This is a genomic window from Streptomyces sp. NPDC043908 (assembly GCF_056435525.1).
The window spans coordinates 175,042-197,305 of record NZ_JBWKEI010000003.1 but is presented as its reverse complement, the minus strand read 5'-3'; the positions used below and the strand labels follow the sequence as shown (position 1 = coordinate 197,305).

The 22,264-nt window shown below is 72.8% G+C and carries 21 protein-coding genes; 10 read left to right on the top strand and 11 right to left on the bottom strand.

Going from position 1 to position 22,264, the window contains the following annotated elements; genetic code table 11:
- Positions 1 to 95: 95 nt before the first annotated feature.
- Entirely contained in the window at positions 96 to 1,889 is a 1,794-nt protein-coding gene (locus tag AC069K_RS08885; RefSeq protein ID WP_478613703.1) for an outer membrane protein assembly factor BamB family protein, read from the bottom strand.
- A gap of 133 nt (positions 1,890 to 2,022) precedes the next feature.
- A complete protein-coding gene (locus AC069K_RS08880) occupies positions 2,023 to 3,405 on the bottom strand; it encodes an aldehyde dehydrogenase family protein (protein WP_478613700.1) in 1,383 nt (460 codons plus the stop codon).
- A gap of 303 nt (positions 3,406 to 3,708) precedes the next feature.
- Here AC069K_RS08880 and AC069K_RS08875 point away from each other — a divergent pair, with 303 nt between their 5' ends.
- The 5 genes from AC069K_RS08875 to AC069K_RS08855 are packed head-to-tail and all read left to right on the top strand — an operon-like array spanning position 3,709 to position 9,425.
- Positions 3,709 to 5,457, top strand: coding sequence for an ABC transporter substrate-binding protein (locus tag AC069K_RS08875; protein ID WP_478613698.1), 1,749 nt, complete (start codon positions 3,709 to 3,711; stop codon positions 5,455 to 5,457).
- Between the two features lie 14 nt (positions 5,458 to 5,471).
- A complete protein-coding gene (locus AC069K_RS08870) occupies positions 5,472 to 6,410 on the top strand; it encodes an ABC transporter permease (protein WP_478613695.1) in 939 nt (312 codons plus the stop codon).
- Positions 6,407 to 7,393 carry an ABC transporter permease gene (locus tag AC069K_RS08865; protein ID WP_365113166.1) on the top strand — a complete coding sequence of 329 codons (987 nt, stop codon included), beginning with the start codon at positions 6,407 to 6,409 and terminating at the stop codon, positions 7,391 to 7,393. Before AC069K_RS08870 ends, AC069K_RS08865 begins: the two co-directional genes overlap by 4 nt.
- Positions 7,393 to 8,448: an ABC transporter ATP-binding protein gene (locus tag AC069K_RS08860; protein ID WP_365113163.1), complete on the top strand. Its 1,056-nt coding sequence runs from the start codon at positions 7,393 to 7,395 to the stop codon at positions 8,446 to 8,448. The genes AC069K_RS08865 and AC069K_RS08860 overlap by 1 nt, the downstream gene beginning before the upstream one ends.
- Positions 8,445 to 9,425 (top strand): ABC transporter ATP-binding protein, encoded by a 981-nt coding sequence (locus tag AC069K_RS08855; protein ID WP_478613690.1) that lies wholly within the window; start codon positions 8,445 to 8,447, stop codon positions 9,423 to 9,425. The genes AC069K_RS08860 and AC069K_RS08855 overlap by 4 nt, the downstream gene beginning before the upstream one ends.
- Before the next feature lie 128 nt (positions 9,426 to 9,553).
- On the opposite strand, the gene AC069K_RS08850 is transcribed toward AC069K_RS08855, so the two are convergent.
- Positions 9,554 to 10,267: a L,D-transpeptidase gene (locus tag AC069K_RS08850; protein WP_365113157.1), complete on the bottom strand. Its 714-nt coding sequence runs from the start codon at positions 10,265 to 10,267 to the stop codon at positions 9,554 to 9,556.
- A gap of 459 nt (positions 10,268 to 10,726) precedes the next feature.
- Here AC069K_RS08850 and AC069K_RS08845 point away from each other — a divergent pair, with 459 nt between their 5' ends.
- Positions 10,727 to 11,953 (top strand): Dyp-type peroxidase, encoded by a 1,227-nt coding sequence (locus tag AC069K_RS08845; protein WP_478613687.1) that lies wholly within the window; start codon positions 10,727 to 10,729, stop codon positions 11,951 to 11,953.
- Between the two features lie 17 nt (positions 11,954 to 11,970).
- On the opposite strand, the gene AC069K_RS08840 is transcribed toward AC069K_RS08845, so the two are convergent.
- Positions 11,971 to 12,609, bottom strand: a complete 639-nt coding sequence (locus tag AC069K_RS08840) for an isochorismatase family protein (RefSeq protein ID WP_478613684.1) — start codon at positions 12,607 to 12,609, stop codon at positions 11,971 to 11,973.
- A 101-nt stretch (positions 12,610 to 12,710) separates the two neighbouring features.
- Entirely contained in the window at positions 12,711 to 13,697 is a 987-nt protein-coding gene (locus AC069K_RS08835) for a GlxA family transcriptional regulator (protein ID WP_478613681.1), read from the bottom strand.
- 244 nt (positions 13,698 to 13,941) lie between these two features.
- On the opposite strand from AC069K_RS08835, the gene AC069K_RS08830 reads away from it, so the two are divergent.
- Complete coding sequence (locus AC069K_RS08830; RefSeq protein ID WP_478613678.1) at positions 13,942 to 14,961, top strand: serine/threonine dehydratase; 1,020 nt, start codon at positions 13,942 to 13,944, stop codon at positions 14,959 to 14,961.
- Between the two features lie 95 nt (positions 14,962 to 15,056).
- On the opposite strand, the gene AC069K_RS08825 is transcribed toward AC069K_RS08830, so the two are convergent.
- Positions 15,057 to 15,392 (bottom strand): helix-turn-helix transcriptional regulator, encoded by a 336-nt coding sequence (locus AC069K_RS08825; protein ID WP_358832049.1) that lies wholly within the window; start codon positions 15,390 to 15,392, stop codon positions 15,057 to 15,059.
- A 138-nt stretch (positions 15,393 to 15,530) separates the two neighbouring features.
- Between AC069K_RS08825 and AC069K_RS08820 the strand changes: the two genes are divergently transcribed.
- Together AC069K_RS08820 and AC069K_RS08815 are read left to right on the top strand one after the other, a co-directional pair.
- Positions 15,531 to 15,959: an STAS domain-containing protein gene (locus AC069K_RS08820; protein WP_365113142.1), complete on the top strand. Its 429-nt coding sequence runs from the start codon at positions 15,531 to 15,533 to the stop codon at positions 15,957 to 15,959.
- Positions 15,960 to 16,172: 213 nt separating this feature from the next.
- The gene (locus AC069K_RS08815) at positions 16,173 to 16,634 is read left to right on the top strand and encodes a DinB family protein (RefSeq protein WP_478614441.1); all 462 of its coding nucleotides are present in this window, start codon (positions 16,173 to 16,175) and stop codon (positions 16,632 to 16,634) included.
- 64 nt (positions 16,635 to 16,698) lie between these two features.
- On the opposite strand, the gene AC069K_RS08810 is transcribed toward AC069K_RS08815, so the two are convergent.
- The 5 genes from AC069K_RS08810 to AC069K_RS08790 all read right to left on the bottom strand — a co-directional run bounded on the left by AC069K_RS08810 (position 16,699) and on the right by AC069K_RS08790 (position 20,592).
- Complete coding sequence (locus tag AC069K_RS08810; protein WP_478614438.1) at positions 16,699 to 17,247, bottom strand: YciI family protein; 549 nt, start codon at positions 17,245 to 17,247, stop codon at positions 16,699 to 16,701.
- A 181-nt stretch (positions 17,248 to 17,428) separates the two neighbouring features.
- Positions 17,429 to 18,490, bottom strand: a complete 1,062-nt coding sequence (locus tag AC069K_RS08805) for a M20 family metallopeptidase (RefSeq protein WP_478614435.1) — start codon at positions 18,488 to 18,490, stop codon at positions 17,429 to 17,431.
- A gap of 275 nt (positions 18,491 to 18,765) precedes the next feature.
- Positions 18,766 to 19,596, bottom strand: coding sequence for an ammonia-dependent NAD(+) synthetase (nadE, locus tag AC069K_RS08800; RefSeq protein ID WP_365113136.1), 831 nt, complete (start codon positions 19,594 to 19,596; stop codon positions 18,766 to 18,768).
- Positions 19,597 to 19,749: 153 nt separating this feature from the next.
- On the bottom strand, positions 19,750 to 20,343 hold the full coding sequence (locus AC069K_RS08795; protein WP_478613672.1) for an SMI1/KNR4 family protein: 594 nt from the start codon (positions 20,341 to 20,343) through the stop codon (positions 19,750 to 19,752).
- A gap of 81 nt (positions 20,344 to 20,424) precedes the next feature.
- On the bottom strand, positions 20,425 to 20,592 hold the full coding sequence (locus AC069K_RS08790) for a hypothetical protein (protein ID WP_358832054.1): 168 nt from the start codon (positions 20,590 to 20,592) through the stop codon (positions 20,425 to 20,427).
- A 346-nt stretch (positions 20,593 to 20,938) separates the two neighbouring features.
- Between AC069K_RS08790 and AC069K_RS08785 the strand changes: the two genes are divergently transcribed.
- Complete coding sequence (locus AC069K_RS08785; protein WP_478613668.1) at positions 20,939 to 22,159, top strand: serine hydrolase domain-containing protein; 1,221 nt, start codon at positions 20,939 to 20,941, stop codon at positions 22,157 to 22,159.
- The last annotated feature ends 105 nt before the right edge of the window (positions 22,160 to 22,264 follow it).

Here is a 22,264-nt window from a genome sequence, read left to right as displayed (position 1 = left end):
ATGGGGGAGGGGTGGAGAGGCCAGCAACCCTCTCTCTGGGGGGTTGGTTGTTGTCCCCCCCCCCCCCCCCCCCCCCCCCCCCCGCCACCGTCGCGTCACTTGCCGAAGGACAGGAGTGTGCGGTCCTTCTGCTGGGCCGTGGGGCTCTTCACCCGGCCGTTGAGCAGGAAGAACCGGCCGCCGGACCAGGCCGGCCGAGGGGCCGGGAAGAAGGCGCGCTCGGTGGCGGCGGCCGCCGCCGGGGTCTGGAGCAGGGTCTGGGGTGTTCCGCCGGTCGCCGCGATCGTGGCCACCGATGCCGCGTCACCGGGCCCCTGGCCCGCCTGGACGTACACGACGGCTTTGCCGTCCTCGACCGCCAGCGGGCGCATGGCACGTCCGTGCGGCTCCTTCGTACGCCACTTCTCCTTGCCGGTGCCCAGGTCCACGGCGACGACCTCGTTGGTCTCCGGCTCGCCGACCACCGCGCCGCCGGAGCCGGAGGTGCCGAGGTACAGGGTGCTGGTGTCGGACGCGGCGAAGGTGCAGGCGTGCAGGTCGCCACTGCCGTCCCCGAATCCGTCGCACGCTCCGGTGACCTTGAACTTCGGCTCGACCTGCCAGCGCACCTTTCCGTCCGGCGCGAACGCCGTGATGTTCCACGTCTTTGCGTCGCCGTTGTGCGCGGCGACGACCAGCGGGTCGGTGGAGTAGACGCGTCCCACCGTCCAGCCCGGCGCGTACCGGTAGTTCCACCTGGACCTGCCGGTGGCCGGGTCGAGCTCCTCGACCAGCTGCTGCTCCTTGGTGGCGCCGCCCGGGGCCGGACACAGGGCCACACCGAGCATCCGGGTCCCGCCGCCGATGCTGTACGGGCTGCACCCGGTGGTCTTCCACGTACCGAAGAGCTTCTTGCCGTCGACGGCGGAGAAACCGGTCGCGTAGGCACTGTGGCTGACGGCGACCGTGTTGCCGGTGACCGCGATCCGGAACTCGTTGGTGGTGTCGAACTCGTTCTCCTGGGGCACCTCGGTCTTCCACCCCACCTTGCCGGTGGCGAGATCGATCTGCTGGAGGTACTTGCAGTGGGCGCGCGCGGTGTTGTTCTCCAGGGTGGCGATGACCACCTTGCCGCCCGTGATCAGGTGGTGCGCCGCGCCGCACAGGGGTGTTTCCAGCTCCACGCGCCACTTCGGCGTACCGTCGCCCACCGCGTGGCCGGTGACCTCCTTGTACATGGCTCTGGCCACGATGTCCCCGAGCAGCCACGGGCCGAACTGCTGCCCTCCCGCCGAGGTCAGCGGGGTCTCGTTCTCCCGCACCCAGATACGTGCCTCGCCCGGTTTGATGCCGTCGTTGTACCCGTCGCCCCCGCTCGCGCCGCCGTTGCCGCTGCCGGTGCCGTCGCCGAGGTCGGCCGGGACGGAGGCGGAGGGCGAAGGGGGGCCACCGGCCGCGGGCCCGGCGGCTTTGCCGTCGTCGCCGGAGGCCAGGTACACACCCCCGCCGATAACCAGGAGCACCGCGAGAGCGGCGGCCACGATCACGACGGGTTTGCGGTAGAAGGACCGCCGGCCGCCACCGCCGGGCGGGAGCGGCGGTGTCCAGGCGTACGGTGACGGGCCCGGCGTGCCGTAGCCACCGGGGTAGGGAGGCTGCGGCGGGTGACCGGGGGCGGGTGACGACGGGCCGTGGCCACCGGGGGGTGCGGACGCCTGCTGGTCGTAAGCGCCCGGCTGACCGTGGGCACCCGGCTGGTCCTGGGCGCCGGGGTGGTGGTCGTATGTCCCGGGGTGGTCGTATGCGCCCGGTTGCGCGGGGCCTGGCTGCTGCCCGTAACCGCCGGGCATGGCGTACGGGTTGCCCGGGACCGGTTCCCGCGGTGGTGGCTCACTGGGTGGGTGGCTCACAGCGACATTCCCCCCGAACTCGCTAGTGGTATCACCGGTTCGGTGACTCGGGGCTCTTTCTATCACTCCGCCCAGCGGGCCCCGGGCGGCCCCATCCGCACTCCGGCGCGTGAGGACCCACCCCCTTGCCGGGTCACCCGGTCCGTGACGTGGACAGGGTGTAGGTGCGGCTGGAGGTGTAGAACTCCAGGGCCGCGCGGCCCTGTTCGCGCGGGCCGTGGCTGGAGTCCTTGGTGCCGCCGAACGGCAGGTGGAAGTCGACGCCTGTGGAGGGCGCGTTGACGCGGATCATGCCGGTGTCGAGCCGGTCCAGCCCGTGCAGGACGGCGTCCAGGTCCGCGGTGTGCACCGAGGTGACCAGACCGTACGGGACCGCGTTGGTGATCCGTACCGCGTGGGCGAGGTCGTCGGCGGGCAGCAGGGCCGCGATGGGCCCGAAGACCTCCTCGCGCAGCAGCGGGTGTCCGGGTTCGGCGTGCTCCACCAGGGTCGGGGCGGCGTACCAGCCGGGGTGCCGGGGCGCGGCTCCTCCGGTGAGCACGGAGAGGCCGCGGGATGCCTCGGCGACGCGGTCGCGGGCGCGCTCGTCGATGAGGGGCCCGCAGACGGTGTCCGCCGAGGCCGGGTCGCCGACCGGCAGCGACCGCAGCGCCGCGGCGAGCGCCTCGCGCAGCGGGTCGAGGGCGGCGCCGACGGCGATGACACGGCTGGTGGCGGTGCACTTCTGTCCCGCGTACCCGGCGACCGCCGCAGCGATGTGGGCGGCGGCCCGGCCCATGTCGGCGTCCGGCAGGACGATCGCCGCGTTCAGGCCGCCCATCTCCGCCTGGGCCGCCACGCCCCGCTCGGTCGCGGCCCGGGTCACCGCCCGGCCGACGGCGGTCGAGCCGGTGAACGAGACGGCGTCGGCGTTGCGGACGAGCGCCTCGCCTTCGGCCGCCGCGCCGGGCACCACCGTGAACACCCCTGCGGGCAGGGCCTGGTGGAGGAGTTCGGCCAGGCGCAGGGCGCAGGCCGTGGCCTCGGGGGCGGGCTTGAGCACCACGGTGTTGCCCACGGCGAGCGCGGGGGCCGCCTTCCAGCTCGGGATGGCGAAGGGGAAGTTCCACGGGGTGATGAGGCCGGCGACGCCGTGGGGGCGGCGGCGGGTGAGCAGCAGCCCGGCCCCGGCGGCGGGTTCGTGCACCGTGCCGACGGGTTCGTAGGGGGCCTGGGCGTAGTAGCGCCAGATGGCGACGGTACGGGCGACCTCGGCGCGGGCCTCGGTGACGGGCTTGCCGACCTCGCGGACGGCGAGCGCGGCCAGTTCGTCCGCAGCGGCCCCGATGGCGTCGGCTGCGGCGCCGAGCGCGGCCGAGCGCGCGGCGGCGCCGCCGTCCAGCCATCCGGGCTGCGCGGCGCGGGCCCGTTCCACGGCGTCGGCGGTGGCCCGCGCGCCGGGCGCCGGGATCCGGACGAGGACGTCGGCGGGGTCGGCCGGGTTACGGGAGAGGAGAGGCGGCACGTCAGCGGTCACGGGAGGAGCCCTCCAAGGAAGGGGACGTACGGAGGCGGGAGCGGGGGCGGGACGTACGGCCCCGTCGCACCCGCGCAGGCGCCAGTACTATTTCACATTGCACCGTCGTCCACCAAGAGGTTTCGGCCAAGCGCTTAGATCAAGCAGCGGCACCCAACAGGCCATCCCCCGCCGCCCGTTCGGACACGACTGGATAAAGGAGTGACCGAGGGGTTGTCAGTACAATTTCACATTACTATGTTACCGGTCACATTCCAGCCGTTCTGGCTGTCGACTGCTCACGCGCTCTCGGAGTGACCACTGATGAACAAGCGCACCCTCACCGCCCTCGCCACCGCCCTGGCGGCATCGCTCGCCCTCGGGGCGACCGGCTGCTCCAAGACCAAGCACGCGGACGCGGGCCCGGACGCCCGGAAGAACCCGGCGGCCGCCAACGCGGGCACCGTGGTGGGCGGCACCCCCCAGAAGGGCGGCACCCTGACCGTCCTGTCCAACCAGGACTTCACCCACCTCGACCCCGCCCGCAACTGGGTCATGAACGACATGGACTTCGGGACCCGGATGCTCTACCGCACCCTGGTCACCTACAAGGCGGCCCCCGGCACCGGCGGCAGCGAGCTCGTACCCGACCTGGCCACGGACCTGGGCACCTCCTCCAACGGCGCGAGAACCTGGACCTTCCACCTCAAGCCGGGGGTCCGCTACGAGGACGGCAGCCCGGTCACCGCGCAGGACGTCAAGTACAACGTGGAGCGGTCCTTCTCCCCCGACCTGCCCGGCGGCGCCGACTACGCCGCCCGCTACCTCGTCGGCGCCGACGGCTACCAGGGCCCGGCTCAGGGCAGACACCTGGACTCCGTCAAGACGCCGGACGACCACACGATCGTCTTCGAACTGCGCAAGCCGTTCGCGGAGTTCCCCAACGCCACCGTGATGCCGACCTTCGCGCCGGTCCCGCGGGCCCAGGACAAGGGGCCGCAGTACGACAACCGGCCGTTCTCCTCGGGACCGTACAAGATCGAGTCGTACCAGCGGGGGAAGAAGCTGGTGCTGGTGCGCAACACCCACTGGGACGCCTCCACCGACCAGGTGCGCAAGGCCTACCCGGACCGGCTCGTGATGGTCATGGGGCTCAAGGGCAACCAGATCGACGACCGGCTCATCGCCTCCCAGGGCGCGGACGCCTCCGCCGTCTCCTGGGGCGCGCTCCGCCCGGAGAGCGCGGCCAAGGTGCTGCCCAGCGCGGAGGTCCGCAAGCGGCTCGTCGCCGAGTCCACCAACTGCACGGACATGGTGCAGATGAACACCGGCCACGCCCCCTTCGACAAGGTGAAGGTCCGGCAGGCCGTGCAGTACGCCCTCGACAAGGACGCCGTCCTCACCGCGTCCGGGGGCCCCGCCTTCAACGACCCCTCCACCGCGTACATGCCCGCCTCCCTCTTCGGCGGCAAGCAGCCCGACACCGCGAAGGTGCCCGTGGCCGGTGACGTGGCCAGGGCCAAGGAGCTCCTGAAGGAGGCGGGTGAGCCGAACGGGTTCACCACCAAGATGACCGTCTCCACCGGCGACAAGGGGCGCGGCGAGGCCATCCAGCAGGCGCTCGGCAAGGCCGGGATCAAGGTCACCATCGAGACCGTCGACCCGTCCGCGTTCTACGCGACGATCGGTGACACCAAGAACCGGACCGACATCGTCTACACGGGCTGGTGTCCCGACTACCCCTCGGGCTCGACCTTCCTGCCCTTCGTCTTCGACGGCCGCTACATCAAGGAGAAGGGCAACTCCGGCAACCACTCGCTCTTCCGCGACGACGCGACCATGAAGAGGATGGACGAGATCTCCGCCATGACGGACGCCAAGCAGGCCAACGCCGCCTGGCAGCAGCTCGACGGCGAGATCCTCGCCAAGGCCCCGGCCGTCCCCGTCCTGGTGCGCCGCTGGCCGCTGGTGCTCGGCACCAACATCGCGGGCGCCTACGGCCAGACCTCCTTCGGCGGTCAGCTCGACTACGCCACGGTCGGCCTCAAGGACCCCTCGAAGAGCCAGGGCTGAGGACCCGTCCGACCATGACCACGACCACAACCCTCGTACCCGAGGCCGCTCCGGCCGGCCACGGCCCCTGGCAACTGGCCCGCGCGGAACTGCGCCGCCGTGTCTCCGTCAAGATCTCCCTCACCGTCGTCGCGCTCTTCGTCGTCATGGCGGCCGCCGCCCCGCTGCTGAGCAGGCTCGGCGGCTGGTCGCCCGAGGAGTTCGACAAGACGGCCGTCGACCCCTACCTCGGCGGCCAGCCGCTGGGGACCCTCGGCGGGGTCTCCGCCGACCACTGGCTGGGCGTCGAACCGGTCACCGGCCGCGACCTGTTCGCGCGGGTGGTGCACGGCGCCCAGGTCTCCCTCCTGATCGCGTTCACCGCGACCGCGATCGTCGTGGTCGCGGGCACGGCCGCCGGGATCGCCGCCGGCTACTTCGGCGGGCGCACCGACGCGGTCCTCAGCCGGCTCATGGACCTGACCATGTCCTTCCCGTCCCTCATCTTCATGATCGCGATGATGTCGGTGGCCAAGGACGTCAACCGCATCGCCCTGATGACGGGGGTGATCGGGCTGTTCGGCTGGCCCGGCATCGCCCGGGTCGTCCGCGGCCAGACGCTCTCGCTCAAACACCGCGAGTACGTGGACGCCGCGCGCGTCAACGGCTCGGGCCCCTGGCGGATCCTCACCCGCGACATCCTGCCGGGCGTGGCGGGTCCCGTCATCGCGTACACCACCCTCATCGTCCCCGGCATGATCGCCACCGAGGCGGCCCTGAGCTATCTCGGCGTCGGCGTCCGCCCGCCCACGCCGTCCTGGGGCCAGATGATCGCCGAGAGCGTCGCCTTCTACGACACGGACCCCATGTACTTCGTCATCCCGAGCACCTGCCTGTTCCTGACGGTGCTCGCCTTCACGCTGCTCGGCGACGCGCTGCGCGACATCCTCGACCCGAGGGGAAGCCGCTCATGATCTCCTACATCGGCCGCCGGCTGCTCGGGGTGAGCGGTGTCCTGATCGCGATCGCCGCCGTCACCTTCACCATCTTCTACGTGCTGCCCTCCGACCCGGCCGCCGCCGCCTGCGGCAAGTCGTGCAGCGTCGAGCGGCTGGCCGCGATCCGCGCCCACATGGGGCTCGACCAGCCGCTGTGGGAGCAGTTCTGGCACTTCGCCTCCGGGATCTTCACCGGCCGCACCATGGGCAGCGGCCCGTACGCGCTGCACTGCGGCTTCCCGTGCCTGGGCTACTCGTACGAGAACAGCGAGTCCGTGTGGGGCCTGCTGATGGACCGGCTCCCCGTCTCCGCCTCGCTGGCGCTCGGCGCGGCCGTCCTGTGGCTGGTGCTCGGACTGACCGCCGGGGTCGCCGCCGCGCTGCGCAAGGACACCCTCACCGACAAGGTCCTCATGGTCGGCGCGGTCGCCGCGGCCTCGCTGCCCGTCTACTTCACCTCGATGATGCTGATCTACGGCCTGATCAGGACCGCGAACCTGCTGCCCTATCCGCAGTACGTGCCGTTCGGCTCCGACCCCCTGCACTGGGCGTCCAACCTGCTGCTGCCGTGGCTGGCGCTGGCCGTGCTGTACGCGGCCATGTACGCGCGCCAGAGCCGCAGTTCGATGATCGAGACCATGGCGGAGCCGTACATCCGCACCGCCCGCGCCAAGGGACTGCCCCGCCGCACGGTCGTCGTCAAACACGGGCTGCGAGCGGGGATGACTCCGATCCTGACCATCTTCGGGATGGACCTGGGCGGTCTGCTCGCGGGCGCGGTGATCACCGAGTCCATCTTCGGGCTGCCCGGCGTCGGACGGCTCTTCTACGGCGCCCTGTCCAGCGGCGACCAGCCCGTCATCCTCGGGGTGACCCTGCTCGCCGCCGCCTTCATCGTCGTCGCCAACCTGGCCGTCGACCTGCTCTACGCCGTCGTCGACCCGCGAGTGAGGTACTGATGGACGCGACCCGCCCCACCGCGCCCGCACCGACCGGTCACCCGCCTTCACCGGGCACGGGCGAGGCCCTGCTGTCCGTACGGAACCTGAGCGTGACGTTCCCGACGCCGCGCGGTCCCGTACGGGCCGTCGACTCCCTGGACTTCGACGTCCACCGGGGCCGCACCCTCGGCATCGTGGGCGAGTCCGGCTCGGGGAAGTCCGTCACCTCCATGGCCGTCCTGGGCCTGCACACCGGCGCCCGGGTCACCGGGTCCATCAAGCTCGACGGCCGCGAGCTGGTGGGCCTGACGGAGCGCGAGCTGAACGGGCTGCGCGGCCGCCGGATGGCGATGATCTTCCAGGATCCGCTCTCCAGCCTCCATCCCTACTACACGGTCGGCGAGCAGATAGCCGAACACCACCGCGTCCACTTCCGCTCCGGCCGCGCGGCGGCCCGCAGGCGGGCGGTGGAGATGCTCGCGGAGGTCGGCATCCCGGAGCCCGGACGCCGGGCGGGCGAGTACCCGCACCAGTTCTCCGGCGGTATGCGCCAGCGCGTGATGATCGCGATGGCGCTGGCCTGCGAGCCCGAGCTGCTGATCGCGGACGAGCCGACCACCGCGCTCGACGTCACCGTGCAGGCCCAGATCCTGGAACTGATCGCCCGGCTCCAGCAGGACCACGGACTGGCCGTCGTCATGATCACCCACGATCTGGGGGTGGTCGCGCGCGTCGCCCACGAGGTCCTGGTGATGTACGGCGGCCGCGCCGTCGAACAGGCGCCGGTGGACACGCTCTTCGCGGCCCCGGCCCACCCCTACACCCGCGGGCTGCTCGACTCGCTGCCCCGGCTCGACGACCCCGACGACGCCCCGCTGCGGGTCATCCCCGGCAGCCCGCCGTCGCTGCTCGTCCCGGCTCCCGGCTGCGCCTTCGCACCCCGCTGCGCCCGGGCCGCGTCGGCCGCGGCGAGCGAGCGGCTGCGCTGCGAGACCGAGCCGCCCCTGCTGTCCGGACCCGCCGGACACGCGTCCGCCTGCCACCTCTCCCCGTACGAAGGCGCTCCCTCATGACCCCAGCGACCCCGCCCCTGCTGTCCGTACGGGACATGACCAAGGTCTACCCGGCCCAGCGGCGCCGCTCGGCTCCCGTGCGGGCGGTCGACGGCATCAGCTTCGACGTGGCGCCCGGCGAGACGCTGGGCCTGGTCGGCGAGTCCGGCTGCGGCAAGTCCACCACCGGCCGCACGATCGTGCGCCTCCTCGAACCGTCCACCGGCACGATCGCCTACGACGGCCGGGACATCAGCCACCTCTCGCAACGCGAGCTCAAACCGCTGCGCCGCGAGATCCAGATGGTCTTCCAGGACCCGCACTCCTCGCTCAACCCGCGCCAGACCGTCGCGCGGATCATCTCCGACCCCCTTCTGGTGCAGGGGAGTTCGGCGGCGGACGCGCGGCGGCGGGCCGCCGAGCTGATGGAGCTGGTGGGGCTCATCCCCGAGCAGATCGACCGTTTCCCGCACGAGTTCTCCGGCGGCCAGGCCCAGCGCGTCGGCATCGCCCGCGCCCTGGCCACCGGGCCGCGCCTCGTCATCGCGGACGAGCCGGTCTCGGCCCTGGACGTCTCCGTACAGGCCCAGATCGTCAATCTGATGGAACGCCTCCAGCGCGAACTCGGACTCGCCTACCTCTTCATCGCCCACGACCTGTCGGTCGTCAAACGGGTCTGCGACCGGGTCGCCGTGATGTACCTGGGCCGGATCGTCGAGATCGGCGCGAAGGAGCGGGTGTACGCGGCCCCGGCCCACCCCTACACGCGCGCACTGCTCTCCGCCGTCCCGCTCCCCGACCCGGCCGCCGAACGGGCCCGGAAACGCATCACCCTCCTGGGCGACCCGCCGAGCCCGGCCGCGCCCCCGCCGGGATGCTCCTTCCATCCCCGGTGCCCCAAGGCGCGGGACCGGTGCCGCGAGGAGGCGCCGGTGCTGCGGATCGCCGCGCCGGGCGAGGCACGCCAGGTCGCCTGCCACTTCCCCGAGGCGGCCTGACGGGGTGCCCCGGAGACGGGGGACGGTCCCCCGGGTGCGCGCCGACGCGCTCGGGGGCCCGTGGGCCGAAGAAGTGATCATGCCGGGGCGTGGCCCGTGCGCCACGGCGGACGCACCCGGCCGGTCCTTCACGTCGCGGGCTTGCGGCCCCAGATGAAGACGGGGTCGCCGAGGGCGGTGGTGTTCCACAGGAGCTCGGCGTCGGGCAGCCGCAGGTTGATGCAGCCCGCCGAACCGCCGCCGTTGAAGAGGTCCCCGTAGACGCCGTGGAAGGCCTGCCCGCCGGAGAAGTACTGGGCGTAGGGCATCGGCGCGTTGTCGTACAGCTCGGAGTGGTCGTCGATCCGGCGCTCGGTGATCTCGTGCCAGCCGTTGCGGGTCTGCTGGCCCCAGCGTCCGGTGCGGACCGCGACCGCCGGGTAGACGACCTTCCCGGCGCGCTGCACCCACAGGAGCTGGCGCGCGAGGTCCACACAGACCAGCCGTTCCTCCCGCCGCGGACAGGTCCCGCTCTTGTTCGGGGTGCGGCGCTCCTCGATGACCAGCGTGGTGCGGTAGGTGGCCAGGCTCGCGTAGCCGTCGGCGGGGACGATGGCGTTGCGCTCCTGGAAGGCCCGGATCGCCACACAGTCGGCCTCCGACTGCCGTCCGTCGGCGGGCAGCCGCAGATACTGCTCCAGCTCCCACTGGTACGGGCCGGTGTCCGCGGTGCAGGCAGGCGCGGGCGCGGTGGCGCGGACCGGCGCGGCGGAGACGGTCGGGGCGGTCACCGCCAGCACCAGGGCGGCGAGGAGGCCCACGCGTATCGGCACACGAGGGCGGCGGCGTACGGGCGTCGTCACGGCGGCTCCTGCTGACTGCGGCGACGGCATCGGGCACCGCCGCCCTGTCCGCCATTCGAGCACGAGGGGCCCGGCGCCACCGCGGCGAAAAGGGCCATCCGGGTGCCCCCGCCCCCGCGGCGGCCACGCCTCAACGACCCACCCGCCCGTGTCCCGTCCGCCCCGTACACCCGGGCGGTGGTGCGCTGACCCGCTTACGCCGCCCACCGCGCCCTCGGCGCGGAGTCGTCCACGGGACCGGAACACGCAGCAGCGAGCAGGAGCAGCAGCGCGGCGGGCACACCGGGCCGACGCCGTGGCGGAAGACGACGAGAAACGCGAGCGGACACGATGCCAGGTGTATCGTGCGGAACGCCACGAATGCGCACTACACCCCTTATACGACTACTTGCCCGGGCAAGGGCGGGAAAGGGGGACGGAGTGAAGAGCGAGCCTGACCGTGCCGGTCACGCGGGAGGCGTGTCTGAACACCCGGCCTCCCCCGCACACCCGGCCTCCCAAGCAGCACAGGTCCACGGCGCACGCGCCGCCTCCCCCGCACGGTTGGTCGACGGCGCGCACCCGGCTTCCCCCGCACGGCCGGTTGACGACGTCGCAGGGTCGCCCCGCGGCTCCGGCCCGGCCCGGCGTGGGCTGCTGGGCGGGCTGGCCGGCCTCGGTACCGCCGCCGCCCTCACCGCCTGCCAGGGATCCCGCGCCCCCGCCCCCGCCCCGCCGTCCGAGTCCGGCCGTCAGCCGGGCGTGACGGACCGGCAGCCGCCCCGCGCACTGCTGCTGTCGTACGACCTGAGTCCTCGCACCCGCGGCCCCGCGGGGCGGGAGGCCGTGCTCCGGATGTTCGCCGCGTGGACGCCCCTCCTCACCGCGCGCGACGGCCCGACCGTGACGGTCGGCCTCGGTCCCGCCCTCTTCGCCCGCCTCGGGGTACGGGCACCGGAGGCGCTCCGCGACCTCCCCACCTTCGCCGGTGACCGGCTGCGCCCCGAGGCCGGGGGCGGCCAGGTGTTCCTCCAGGTCTGCGCCGCCACCCCGACCGCCTGCGCCGACCTCGCCCGGCGGCTGGAGCAGGCCGTGCCGGGGGTGCTGCGCCCGCGCTGGCGCCAGGCGGGCTTCCTCCCCGCCGCGCCGCCCGGGGAGACCCCGCGCAATCTGCTCGGCTTCAAGGACGGCACCGCCAACCCGACCGCGAAACAGGCCGAACGGTGGGTGTGGCTCGGGCCCGGCCCCCACCGCAACGCCACCTATCTGGTGGTGCGCCGGATCCGCCTGGCGACGGCCCGGTTCGGCTCGCTGCCCGTCGAACGCCAGGAACGCGTCATGGGCCGCCGCAAGGCACACGGCGGCCCGCTCCAGGGCGGCTCCGAACACACCGAGCCCGACTTCCTCGCCAAGACACCGCAGGGCGGCTACCTGCTCCCCGCCGACGCCCACGTCCGCCTGGCGCACCCCCGGTTCGACGGCGGCGCCCGGATACTGCGCCGCGGCTACTCCTACGACAACACCCCCGACGACCAGGGCCTGTTGTTCCTCGCGTACATGAACGACCCGGGTCTGTTCTCGCGCGTCCAGCGACGGCTCGCGGGTCAGGACGCGCTGGGCCCGTTCATCGAGCACTACGGCTCCGCGGTGTTCTTCGTCCCTCCGGCGGCGGGACCGGAAGGGCCATTGGGGAGCGGTGTGCTGTAGGCGCGGCCGGGCGCGGATCAGACGGTGAGGGCCTCGACCGTGGGCACCACCACGCCGAACAGGTCCGTGATCGCGGTCAGGGCCGCCGTGTGCAGGGTGGCGGCGGGAAGGACCGTACCGTCGGGGGTGGTGAGCCGGCGCGTCGCGGTGGCGTCGGCCACGACCGTGGGGCGGTAGCCGAGGTTGAAGGCGCCCTGGGCGGTGTGATTGACGCACATGTGCGTCATGAACCCGGCCAGGACGAGGTCCCTGCCGCTGCGCGGCGCGGCGCCCAGTCCGGTCAGGGTCTTCTCCAGCTCCGTGGCGTGGAAGGAGTTGGGGAACCGCTTGACCACGACCGGCTCGCCGTCCAGCGGAGCCACCTCGTCGCTGATGGCGCCGATGTGGGCGCGGATGTCGTACGGGGTGCCCGCGCCGCCGTCGTTGATGACGTGGACCACGGGTGTGCCTGCCGCACGGGCGCGGGCCAGGAGGCGGGCACCGGCAGCGACGGCCTCGTCCGCGCCGTCGAGTGCCATGACACCGCTCCGGTAGGTGTTCTGGAAGTCGATCATCACGAGGACGGACTCGCTCAGCCGGGGAGGACGGTTGTCCAGCCCGACCACGTCACGCAGGGTCGTGGAGGGGCGGTGCGTCTCGGGCGTGCTCGTGTTCATCGGTGCCTTTCCGAAGTAAAGGGAGCATGAAAGGGGCATGACGGAGCGACCGGTTCGCGCTCGCGGCGTCGGGGTGGGTGGTACAGGGGTAGGGAGGGTCGTCAGGTGGTGCGGAAGCGGCGCCGGTACGCCCCGGGTGTGGTGGCCAACTGCCGCCGGAACGCCCGGTGCAGGGTCTCGGCCGAGCCGAGCCCGGCCGCGGCCGCGACCTGGTCGAGGGGACAGTCGGTGGTCTCCAGCAGCCGCCGGGCCGCTTCCACCCGGGCGGCCTCGACGTAGGTGGCGGGGCTGGTGCCCGTCTCCTGGGTGAAGACCCGCGCGAAATGCCGCTCGCTCAGGCACATCCGGGCCGCCAGGGCGGAGGCGGACAGGTCCCCGTCGAGGTGCTCGGCGATCCACAGCCGCAGTTCGTCGATGTCACGGCGGGAGGCGGCGGGCCGGCTGAGCGGGACGGAGAACTGGCTCTGCCCGCCCTGCCGTTTGAGGTACATGACCAGTTGCCTGGCCACCGCGAGCGCCACGTCCTCGCCCAGGTCCTCGGCCACCAGGGCCAGCGCGAGGTCCAGGCAGGCGCTGATGCCGGCGCCCGTCCACAGCCGCCCGCGGTCGGCCCGGACGAAGATCGGGTCGGGGTCGACGGTGACCGCGGGGTGGTCCGCGGCGAGCTGGGCGGCGGTCGACCAGTGCGTGGTCGCCGTCCACCCGTCCAGGAGTCCGGCCGCCGCCAGCACATGCGCGCCCACGCACACCGAGGCCACCCGCCGGGCGTGCTCGGCGGTCTCCTTCACCCATGCCACCACGTCCGGGTCGATCCGCGCGGTGGGCCCGTCGTCGGTCATGTCGACCGCGCCGGGCACCAGCAGGGTGTCCACCTCCCCGCCGACCTCCGCGAAGCCCACATCGGCCACCACCCGCACACCCGCCGAGGTCCGCACCTCGCCCGCGACCGGCCCGGCGAGCCGGACCCGGTAACCGGCGCGCCCCGCGCTCACCCGGTTGGCCAGGGCGAACACCTCGGCCGGGCCGGTGACGTCGAGCAGGTCGACCTCGGGGAAGACCGCGATGACGACGCGGTGGGTGAGGGGCATGCGTCCATCCTCCGGGCCCGCCCCGGTGACCGCAATGACGATTCCCTGTCACATCCGGACGGCGGACGGCGGACGGCGTTGGGCGGCGCCGCGGCGGCCGCCTGCTCCGGAAGGGACCGGGGGCACGCGGCCCCAGGACCGGCCGAGACGAGGGATCATGGCATCCGCACCGTCCGGTGCGACGCCCGACCGTCCGGGTGCGACGCCCGGTCCTACCGCCCTCTCCGCCCTGGGAGCCCCCGCCATGCACCAGCTCACCTACGGCGACGTCAAGGCCGCGGCCGACCGCGTCGCGGGACGCGTCCGTCCCGTCGTGCTCTCCCCCGCCGATCCCGGGGAGTTCCTCGGCGGCCCTGGGGGCGACCGCGCGCGGGAGGACTGCGAGGTGTGGCTGGCGCTGGAGTTCCTCCAGCACACCGGTTCGTTCAAGGCCCGGGGCGCGCAGAACCTCCTCCAGGCCCACCGCGAGGCCGGGTCCCTTCCCGGCGCGGGCGTGACGATCGCCTCCGGCGGCAACGCGGGGCTCGCCTGCGCCTGGGCGGCCCGGCAGCAGGGCGTGCCCGCCACCGTCTTCCTGCCCGCCACCGCGCCCGCCGTGAAGGTGGCCCGGCTGCGCGGCTTCGGCGCCGAGGTCCGGCTGGTGGGCACCGAGTACGCGGACGCCCTGGCCGCCTGCGAGGACTTCGCCGCCACGACCGGGGCGCTCGCCTCGCACGCGTACGACCACCCGCTCATCGCGGCCGGGGCCGGCACCGTACTGGAGGAGATCGTCCGGCAGGTCCCCGGCCTGGACACCGTGGTGGTCGCGGTGGGCGGCGGCGGTCTGTTCGCGGGTGTCGCCACGGCCGCCCGCCACCACGGTGTGCGCGTGGTGGCCGTCGAGCCGGAGAACTGCCGCGCGCTGAACGCCGCGATCGGGGCGGGCCACCCGGTCGACGTCACGGTCGATTCGGTCGCCGCGGACGCCCTCGGCGCACGCCGCGCCTCGGCGACGGCCCTGCGCGCCGCCCAGCAGGGGGACGTGCGCACGGTCCTGGTGTCCGACACCGAGATCGTGCGCGCCCGCCGGGCCCTGTGGGACCAGCGGCGCATCGCCGTGGAGCACGCCGCCGCCACCGCGCTCGCGGCCCTCCCGACCGCGACCCGTCCGCAGGTGGGCGGGGGCGGCTACCGGCCCTCGGGGGGCGAGAAGCTCGCCGTGGTGCTCTGCGGGGCCAACACCGACCCCGGCGACCTCACCCCCGTCCACGCGGACCGGGCCTGATCCGGGCCGCCTCGGCCGGCGGCCTGCTGTCTCAAAGGGCCACGGCTTGGAGAGCGAGCGGTATCACGTCCGCCCTGCGCCGCTCCCGGCGCCGCTCACAGGTGCTGAGGCTGCTGCCCGCGCTGTTCGTCGTGCTGGGCCAGGACCCCGAGCAGGGTCGCCACGGTCAGTCCGGCCTCGGCCTCGGCCGGGTGGCGCAGCGGGACGCCCGGTTCGATGCGGTAGGTGTTGGAGCGGCCCTGCCGGGTGTGCGAGAGATATCCGGCCTCCTCCAGGTCGGAGATGATCCGCTGGACGGCGCGCTCGGTGAGCCGGCAGTGCGCGGCGATGTCACGTATGCGCGCGGACGGGTTGTCGGCGATCGCGGCGAGCACGCGGGCGTGGTTCGTCAGGAACGTCCAGCCGGCGTGCGGTTCAGGTACGGCACCCATCCCGCCATGGTAGGACGCTCCTTTCACGCATTCAAATAGGCGAAATACTTTTCGTGTATATCTTGACGTATCAGCCACGGAAGCGGAACCTAGAGGGACCCGAGCAGGGCACCGGCGGATGCCTGGGGAGCCAATGCCATGCCAGAGCAAGCGATACCCGCACAGATCAACCACGGGCGCGCCGTCTACACGGCCCCGGCGTACGCGCCGAGCGGCCGCCCGCTGCCGCGCCTGGAGATCGAGGTCAGACCGGTCGGCGACCGTCAGCTGGTCTCGGTCACCGGCGAGGTCGACATCGACGCCGACCAGCTGCTGCACAGCACGCTGTGCGCGGCTCTGGTGCGCTCGCGCCACGGTCTCGACCTGGACCTGAGCGAGGTCGACTTCTTCGACTGCTCCGGTCTCAACATCCTGCTGCGCATCCGCCAACGCGCCCTGGCAGACGGCAAGACGCTGTACGTGCACGCCGTGAGCGGCGCCGTCCACCGCCTCCTGACGGTCACCAACACGCTCCCCCTGCTCGCCCCGCCGACCCGCGCGGACGCGACCACGTTTCCGAGCCCGTGAGTGTGTGAGGGCGTAAGGCCCTAAGGTCAACTGCCCGCGGTGGCGGCGATGATGACCCGTATGACTGCCACGCCCCGAAGAGCCGAACTGTTCACCGCGCCCACCCCGCCCACGAGGTCCGCGGCATCCACGGCATCCACGGCATCCAGCCGGGTCGCCGCTGCCGGGCCCGAGCGCCGGTTCGCCGGACCCGCGACCGGTGAGGAGCGGGACATGCTGCTCGCCTTCCTCGCCGACCAGCGGGCCACCCTGGAGCTGAAGTGCGCCGGACTGGAAGCGGAACTGTCGTCGCGGTCCGTGGAGCCGTCCACGCTCTCGCTGCTCGGCCTGGTCCGCCACCTCACGGAGGTGGAGCGCCGCTGGTTCCGCCGCGTGCTGGCCGGACAGGACGCGCCGCCCCGCTACTGCGGTGACGACGCCCCCGACGGGGACTTCGACTTCACCGTCTGCGACCCGGCGGCGGTCGCGGAGGCCTGGCGGGCGTGGCGGGAAGAGGTCGCGTATGCCGACGGCTTCGTACGGCGGGCTCCCCATCTCGACGTCGAGGGCGAGGACTCCTGGCGCGGCAGGGTCTCGCTGCGCTGGGTGCTCATCCACATGATCGAGGAGTACGCCCGCCACAACGGCCACGCCGACCTGCTGCGCGAGCGGATCGACGGGGCCAGGGGGCTGTGAGGGCGGGGGTCGAGGGGGCCAAGGGGAGGCGGCGCGCCCCGGCCGCGCGCCGCCCGCGCCCCCGCTACCGCCGCCCCCCGAACTCCCAGTCGTGGACCTCGATGGCGTCGTACCGGTCGGAGGTCAGCACGGCCCGGGCGGCGGCCGCGTCCGGGGCCCGTACCAGCGCCGCCGTGCCCACCCACGTCACGCCGTCGTCGGACAGCAGCGGCCCGTACGCGATCAGGTCGTCCCGGCCGGCCGGGACGGTCAGGTCGGCGGGCTCCCCCGCGCCGAGCCCCAGGACGAGGAACCGGTCACCACCGGACCGGCCGCCCGGGAACTCCCACATGGTGCGCCCCAGCAGGTTGCGCCACCGGCGCAGCAGCACGTCCCGGTAGGCGCCGGCCTGGTAGCCGGGCTCGTCGAAGGCGAACGCGCGGGCGGCGGCCGGATCCGGCAGGTCGACGATGTGCACACTGCCGGTGAGCGTCTCGCCGTCCGCCGCGAACGTCGGCCCCCGGGCGATCAGCTCCTTCTCGAACCCGTCCATGTACGACCAGTGGGCTTCGAGCAGTTCGACGCGCAGTTTGACGGAGCCGGGCCGGTCACGGTGGTAGCAGAAGAACTCCATGACCAGGGAGTCTTCCTCACCTGCCGCCATACCTCCAGGGCTTTCGCCGACCCGGCACCTTCGGCGCGCGGGGCCACCAACGCCCCTTCCGGAACCGCGCGGTGTCGCGCTCGATACGCCAGGTGCCGGTCTCCGGCGCAGATGGGAGGTTTCCGTCCACCTCCTCGGTCCGCCCGTCCCCCTACCTCTTCCGCACAGCCGTCACCAACCCGGCCACCAGCCGCGCCCGCTCGGCCATCGCGTCGACCAGGACGTACTCGTGGTCGGCGTGGGCGCCACCCCCGACCGCGCCCAGACCGTCGAGTGTCGGCACCCCCAGCGCGGCCGTGAAGTTGCCGTCGCTTCCGCCGCCTACCGCCACTCCTTCCACGCCGGGCGACAACTCCCGCGCCAGCGCGAAGAGTTCGGCGGACGCCGACTCGGGCATCGGGGGGCGTCCGACCGCTCCCTCCACCGCGATCCGCGCCCCGTCGAGGTGCGGGGTCAGCGCCGCGAAAGCCGCTTCGATACGGTCCTTCTCCTCGGCGGACTCGACCCGGACGTCGACGACGACGGTCGCCCCGGCGGGCACGACGTTGTCCAGGGTTCCCGCGGACGCGACGGTCGGGGTGACCGTGGTGCCGATCTCCGGGCGGGCGAGCGCGGCGATGTCCAGCACCTGGTGTGCCGCTTCGACCAGGGCGTTGACCCCGGCCTCCGGCTCCAGACCGGCGTGCGAGGCCCGGCCCGTGATCGAGACCCGGAACGTGCCGCAGCCCTTGCGGCCGGTCTTCAGCCCGCCGCCGTCGGCCGCGCCCTCGAAGACGAGTACGGCGCCGCACGCCAGGGCCCGCTCCTCGATCAGCGCCCGCGAGGAGCCGGAGCCCACCTCCTCGTCGGCCGTCACCAGGATCTCCACGCCCGACAGGTCGTCGAGCGCCGCCAGACCGTGAACCGCCTGCACCAGACCGCCGAGCATGTCGAAGACACCGGGCCCGGTCGCGCGGCCGTCCTCCACCCGGAACGGGCGGCGTTCCAGCGTGCCCAGCGGAAACACCGTGTCGTGGTGACCGAGGATCAGGACGCGGGGAGCGCCCCCGCCGGACCAGTGGACATGCGGCCCGGCCACGCTCTCGACGAGCACGGCCTTCCCGCCCAGCCGCCTCTCGATGACGGCCGCGACGGTGGCGGCCGAGGCCGTCAGGGCGTCGGTTTCGCGTGAAGGAGACTCGACTTCGACGAGTGTCCGCAGGTCCTCGATCATCGCGTCGACATTCACGTCGACGCTCTTGTGGCTGGTCACCCGGTCAGCGTACTGGGTACGCCGGAGGCGGCCGGCGGGGTGCCGCCTCCGCTGCGAGCGCTCGTCGACCGGCGCTGGGAACTGGGAACACGGACAACGGGGAGCGGCTCATCGACGCCCAACGGGCGGTCCTGCGCAGGCTGATCGGTCGGCAGCCCCCTCCCGTACCCCCTCACGCGCGGGCCCGAAGAACGCCCGAAGACACTCCCGGGGCCGCACGCGCAGGGGCGGGAACGCTACGGGGCGACCGGCAGCCGGCGCTTGTGCTCCGTGAGGCGGTAGCGGCGCACGATCGTGTCGAAGGCGCGCTGGTCCACCGGCTTGCCCTCCAGGAAGTCGTCGATGTCGTCGTACGTGACACCGAGCGCGTCCTCGTCCGCCTTGCCCGGGGCGAGGGTCTCCAGGTCGGCCGTCGGGACCTTCCACACCAGTTCGGCGGGGGCGCCGAGGGCGTCCGCGACGGCCCGCACCCGGCGCTTGGTCAGACCGGTCAGCGGCACCAGGTCGGCGGCGCCGTCGCCGTACTTGGTGAAGAAGCCGGAGACCGCCTCGGCGGCGTGGTCCGTGCCGACGACCAGGCCCTCGTGCGCGCCGGCCACCGCGTACTGGGCGATCATGCGCTGGCGCGCCTTGATGTTGCCGAGGACGAAGTCCTGGTGGTGGTCGTCGCGGAAGCTCACGTCGGCGGTGACCGCGGCCTCCAGCGCGGCGTCGCTGGCGGGCTTGATGTCCACGGTCAGTACGTGGTCGGGCTGGATGAAGGAGAGGGCGAGCTGCGCGTCGTGTTCGTCGGCCTGGACGCCGTACGGCAGCCGCATCGCGTAGAAGCGCGCCTCGTGCCCGGCGGCGCGGGCCCGCTCGACGGCGAGCTGGCACAGACGGCCGGTGGTGGTGGAGTCGACGCCGCCGCTGATGCCGAGCACGAGGGAGCGCAGTCCGGTCGAGGTCAGCCGCTCGGCGAGGAAGGCCACCCGTCGCTCGATCTCGCGCTCGGCCTCGAAGGTCTCGGCGACCTGGAGCTCCCGGGCGATCTCCTGCTGCAGGGCGATGGACGCCGGCTCACTCACGTCTGCTCCTCGTTACGGTCCACGGTGTGCTGTCCCGACCACCCTACCCAGCGGGATCCGGGGGCACCGGAGGGGACCGGGGCGGCCGCGAGGAGTGACACCGGCCACAGCTCACGGCCCGCCCCGGCGCCCCCGATGTGGCCGGCGTCCGGGTCAGCGGCTGACGGACACGGAGCCGGGGCTCACCCCTTCCACGGTGCCGAGGAACTCCTCGTACAGGTCCTCCATGAAGTGTTTGAACGAACCGTGCCGCTCGGGAGGCGCTCCGCGCCGGCCCGTATACGTATGGACGGCCCACTCACCGCGCTCGTCCACGTCGTCCGGATCGAGCAGCACGTCCACCATGCCGGACTCCGCCGCCAGCCGGATGCAGCGGCCCCCGAGGCCGGCCTCCCCGGTCTTCTCCGTGTCCGCGTCGTCGCCCCGGGCATCCGACCGGGCCCCGCCTCCGCCGTGCGGGTCCGCGCACCAGTCGATCCCCTCGGTCCCGGCCAGCCGGCGCACGGAGGTGCCCGCGGGCCGCCAGCCGTTGGTGACCTGGAGGAAGGAGCGCAGCGACGGCGGGAGCGGGCGCCCTAACCGCTCCTCCAGCGCGACGAGGCGCTCCTCACCGGCAGGCGCGAAGCCCAGCCAGCGCGCCGCCCGGGCTTCCCGGTCGCCGTCCTCCCGCTCGTCCCTCGTATCCCCGCCATCGGCCCACTCGGCGCTCCAACGCTCAAGGAAGGGCCGCCATTCGAATCGCATCATGCCCCGATGGTGACACCCACCACTGACAACGCCCCCGGGAGCCGAGCGCGTACCCGTCCCCCCTCCCCCGGGCGGAACCCGTCACGCGCCGACGCGCCGCCAGCTGCCCCGGGCCGCCAGTGCGAGCGCGGCGCTGAGGGCGAGGTCACCGAGGCGGCCGGCCTTGTCCACGTCCTTGACCGCGTTGATGAACCCGCCGAGCGCGAGCGCGGTGAGGAGGAGGGTGATGAGCACCCAGAAGACTTTCACGGCGCCTCCATGGCGACTCCGGGGACCGAAGAGGGAGCGCCAACGTAGCCGCGCTGCCCGCGAGTTGGCCGTGGAAGCCGGTGAGGATGACCCGTCCGGGTGGACCTGCTCATCAAGACGGATGAGTGCTCGCCGGTATCGGGTGCCGCCACCACCGGCACGACGGATGGGTCCGGTCCGCCGGTCCCGATCCGCTCACCGGCACGTATGAGGGCCGATCGGGTGGATCGCAGGTGATTCACCCGGATCCCCCGCCCGCCGAGCGCGGACGCGTGCCTCCCGTCGCGCACGATCTGCTCGGCAGACGAACCGAAGCAGACGAACCGAAGATGAGAGAGGCCCGACCATGAGAAGACCCTTCCCGTCCCGCCGGTCGAAGGCGGCCCTGGGGCTCGCCGCGGCGGCACTCACCCTCGGCGGGCTGCTGCCGGCGGCGTTCGCCCCGGCCCAGGCGGCTCCGCCCGCCGCCCCCGCCCAGGGGGGCGGAGACGACTATCTGTACCCCCGTCACGAACTGGACCCGCGGCTGCGGGCCAGGCTCGACAAGGCGGTGCGGGACGTCATGAGGAAGGCGGGCATCCCCGGGGTCCAGGTCGGTCTGTGGATGCCGGGGAAGGGCAGCTACGTCCGCGCGTTCGGCGTCGCCGACAAGCGCACCGGCGCGCCCATGACCGACGACATGCGCATCCGCATCGGCAGCGAGACGAAGACGTTCACCGCCACCGCGGTCCTCGAACTCGTCGACGACGGTCGTGTCCGCCTCGACGACCCGATCGCCAAGTACGTCAAGGGCGTCCCGAACGGCCACCGCATCCGTCTGCGCGACCTGCTGGACATGCGCAGCGGTCTCTTCCCGTACTCCGCGGACGACTCCTTCGTCCACGACTTCCTCAGCAACCCCCAGCGCGTCTTCACCCCGAGGGAGCTGCTGGCCTACGGTTTCAAGCACCCCAACGTGTTCGCGCCGGGCGCCAAGTTCCAGTACTCGAACAGCAACTACATCCTGCTCGGCCTGGTGATCGAGAAGGTGACCGGCCGGAGCGTACGGGACGTCATCGAGCACCGGGTCCTGCGGCCCAGCCACCTCGACGACACGCTCTTCCCGAAGGCGGCGGAGTTCCCCCGCCCGCACGCCCACGGCTACACCAACCAGACGCTCACCGGCAAGGTCGTCGACAGCACGCACTGGAATCCGAGCTGGGCCTGGTCGGCCGGGGCGATGATCTCCGACCTGCACGACCTCAAGCACTGGGCCAGGGACCTCGCCACCGGCACCCTGCTCTCGCCCGCCACCCAGGCCGAGCGTCTCAAGGTGCTCCCCACCGGCACCCCCGGCGCGGGCTACGGGCTCGGCATCGTCAACGTCAACGGCTGGACCGGTCACAACGGCTCACTGCCCGGGTACGAGAGCCTGACCATCTACCTGCCGGAGCTGAAGGCGACGCTGGTGGCCCTGCTCAACACGGACATCCTCTACCAGGGCCAGGAGCCGAGCACGGTCCTCGGCTCGGCGATCACGAAGATCGTCACTCCGAAGCACATCTGGGGCCTGTCGCCGCAGCGGTAGGCGGCGGCCTTGGGGGGGGGGGGGGGGGGGGGGGGGGAGAAACAAAAAAAAAAAAAAAAAAAAAAACAAAAAAAAAAAAAAAAAAAAAAAAAAAGCAGAGACAAA

Coding starts and splice junctions, on each gene's coding strand:
- AC069K_RS08875 (WP_478613698.1), top strand. CDS start 3,709: ATGAACAAGCGCACCCTCACCGCCCTCGCCACCGCCCTGGCGGCATCG.
- AC069K_RS08870 (WP_478613695.1), top strand. CDS start 5,472: ATGACCACGACCACAACCCTCGTACCCGAGGCCGCTCCGGCCGGCCAC.
- AC069K_RS08865 (WP_365113166.1), top strand. CDS start 6,407: ATGATCTCCTACATCGGCCGCCGGCTGCTCGGGGTGAGCGGTGTCCTG.
- AC069K_RS08860 (WP_365113163.1), top strand. CDS start 7,393: ATGGACGCGACCCGCCCCACCGCGCCCGCACCGACCGGTCACCCGCCT.
- AC069K_RS08855 (WP_478613690.1), top strand. CDS start 8,445: ATGACCCCAGCGACCCCGCCCCTGCTGTCCGTACGGGACATGACCAAG.
- AC069K_RS08840 (WP_478613684.1), bottom strand. CDS start 12,609: ATGAACACGAGCACGCCCGAGACGCACCGCCCCTCCACGACCCTGCGT.
- AC069K_RS08835 (WP_478613681.1), bottom strand. CDS start 13,697: ATGCCCCTCACCCACCGCGTCGTCATCGCGGTCTTCCCCGAGGTCGAC.
- AC069K_RS08830 (WP_478613678.1), top strand. CDS start 13,942: ATGCACCAGCTCACCTACGGCGACGTCAAGGCCGCGGCCGACCGCGTC.
- AC069K_RS08825 (WP_358832049.1), bottom strand. CDS start 15,392: ATGGGTGCCGTACCTGAACCGCACGCCGGCTGGACGTTCCTGACGAAC.
- AC069K_RS08820 (WP_365113142.1), top strand. CDS start 15,531: ATGCCAGAGCAAGCGATACCCGCACAGATCAACCACGGGCGCGCCGTC.
- AC069K_RS08815 (WP_478614441.1), top strand. CDS start 16,173: ATGCTGCTCGCCTTCCTCGCCGACCAGCGGGCCACCCTGGAGCTGAAG.
- AC069K_RS08810 (WP_478614438.1), bottom strand. CDS start 17,247: ATGGAGTTCTTCTGCTACCACCGTGACCGGCCCGGCTCCGTCAAACTG.
- AC069K_RS08805 (WP_478614435.1), bottom strand. CDS start 18,490: ATGATCGAGGACCTGCGGACACTCGTCGAAGTCGAGTCTCCTTCACGC.
- AC069K_RS08795 (WP_478613672.1), bottom strand. CDS start 20,343: ATGATGCGATTCGAATGGCGGCCCTTCCTTGAGCGTTGGAGCGCCGAG.
- AC069K_RS08785 (WP_478613668.1), top strand. CDS start 20,939: ATGAGAAGACCCTTCCCGTCCCGCCGGTCGAAGGCGGCCCTGGGGCTC.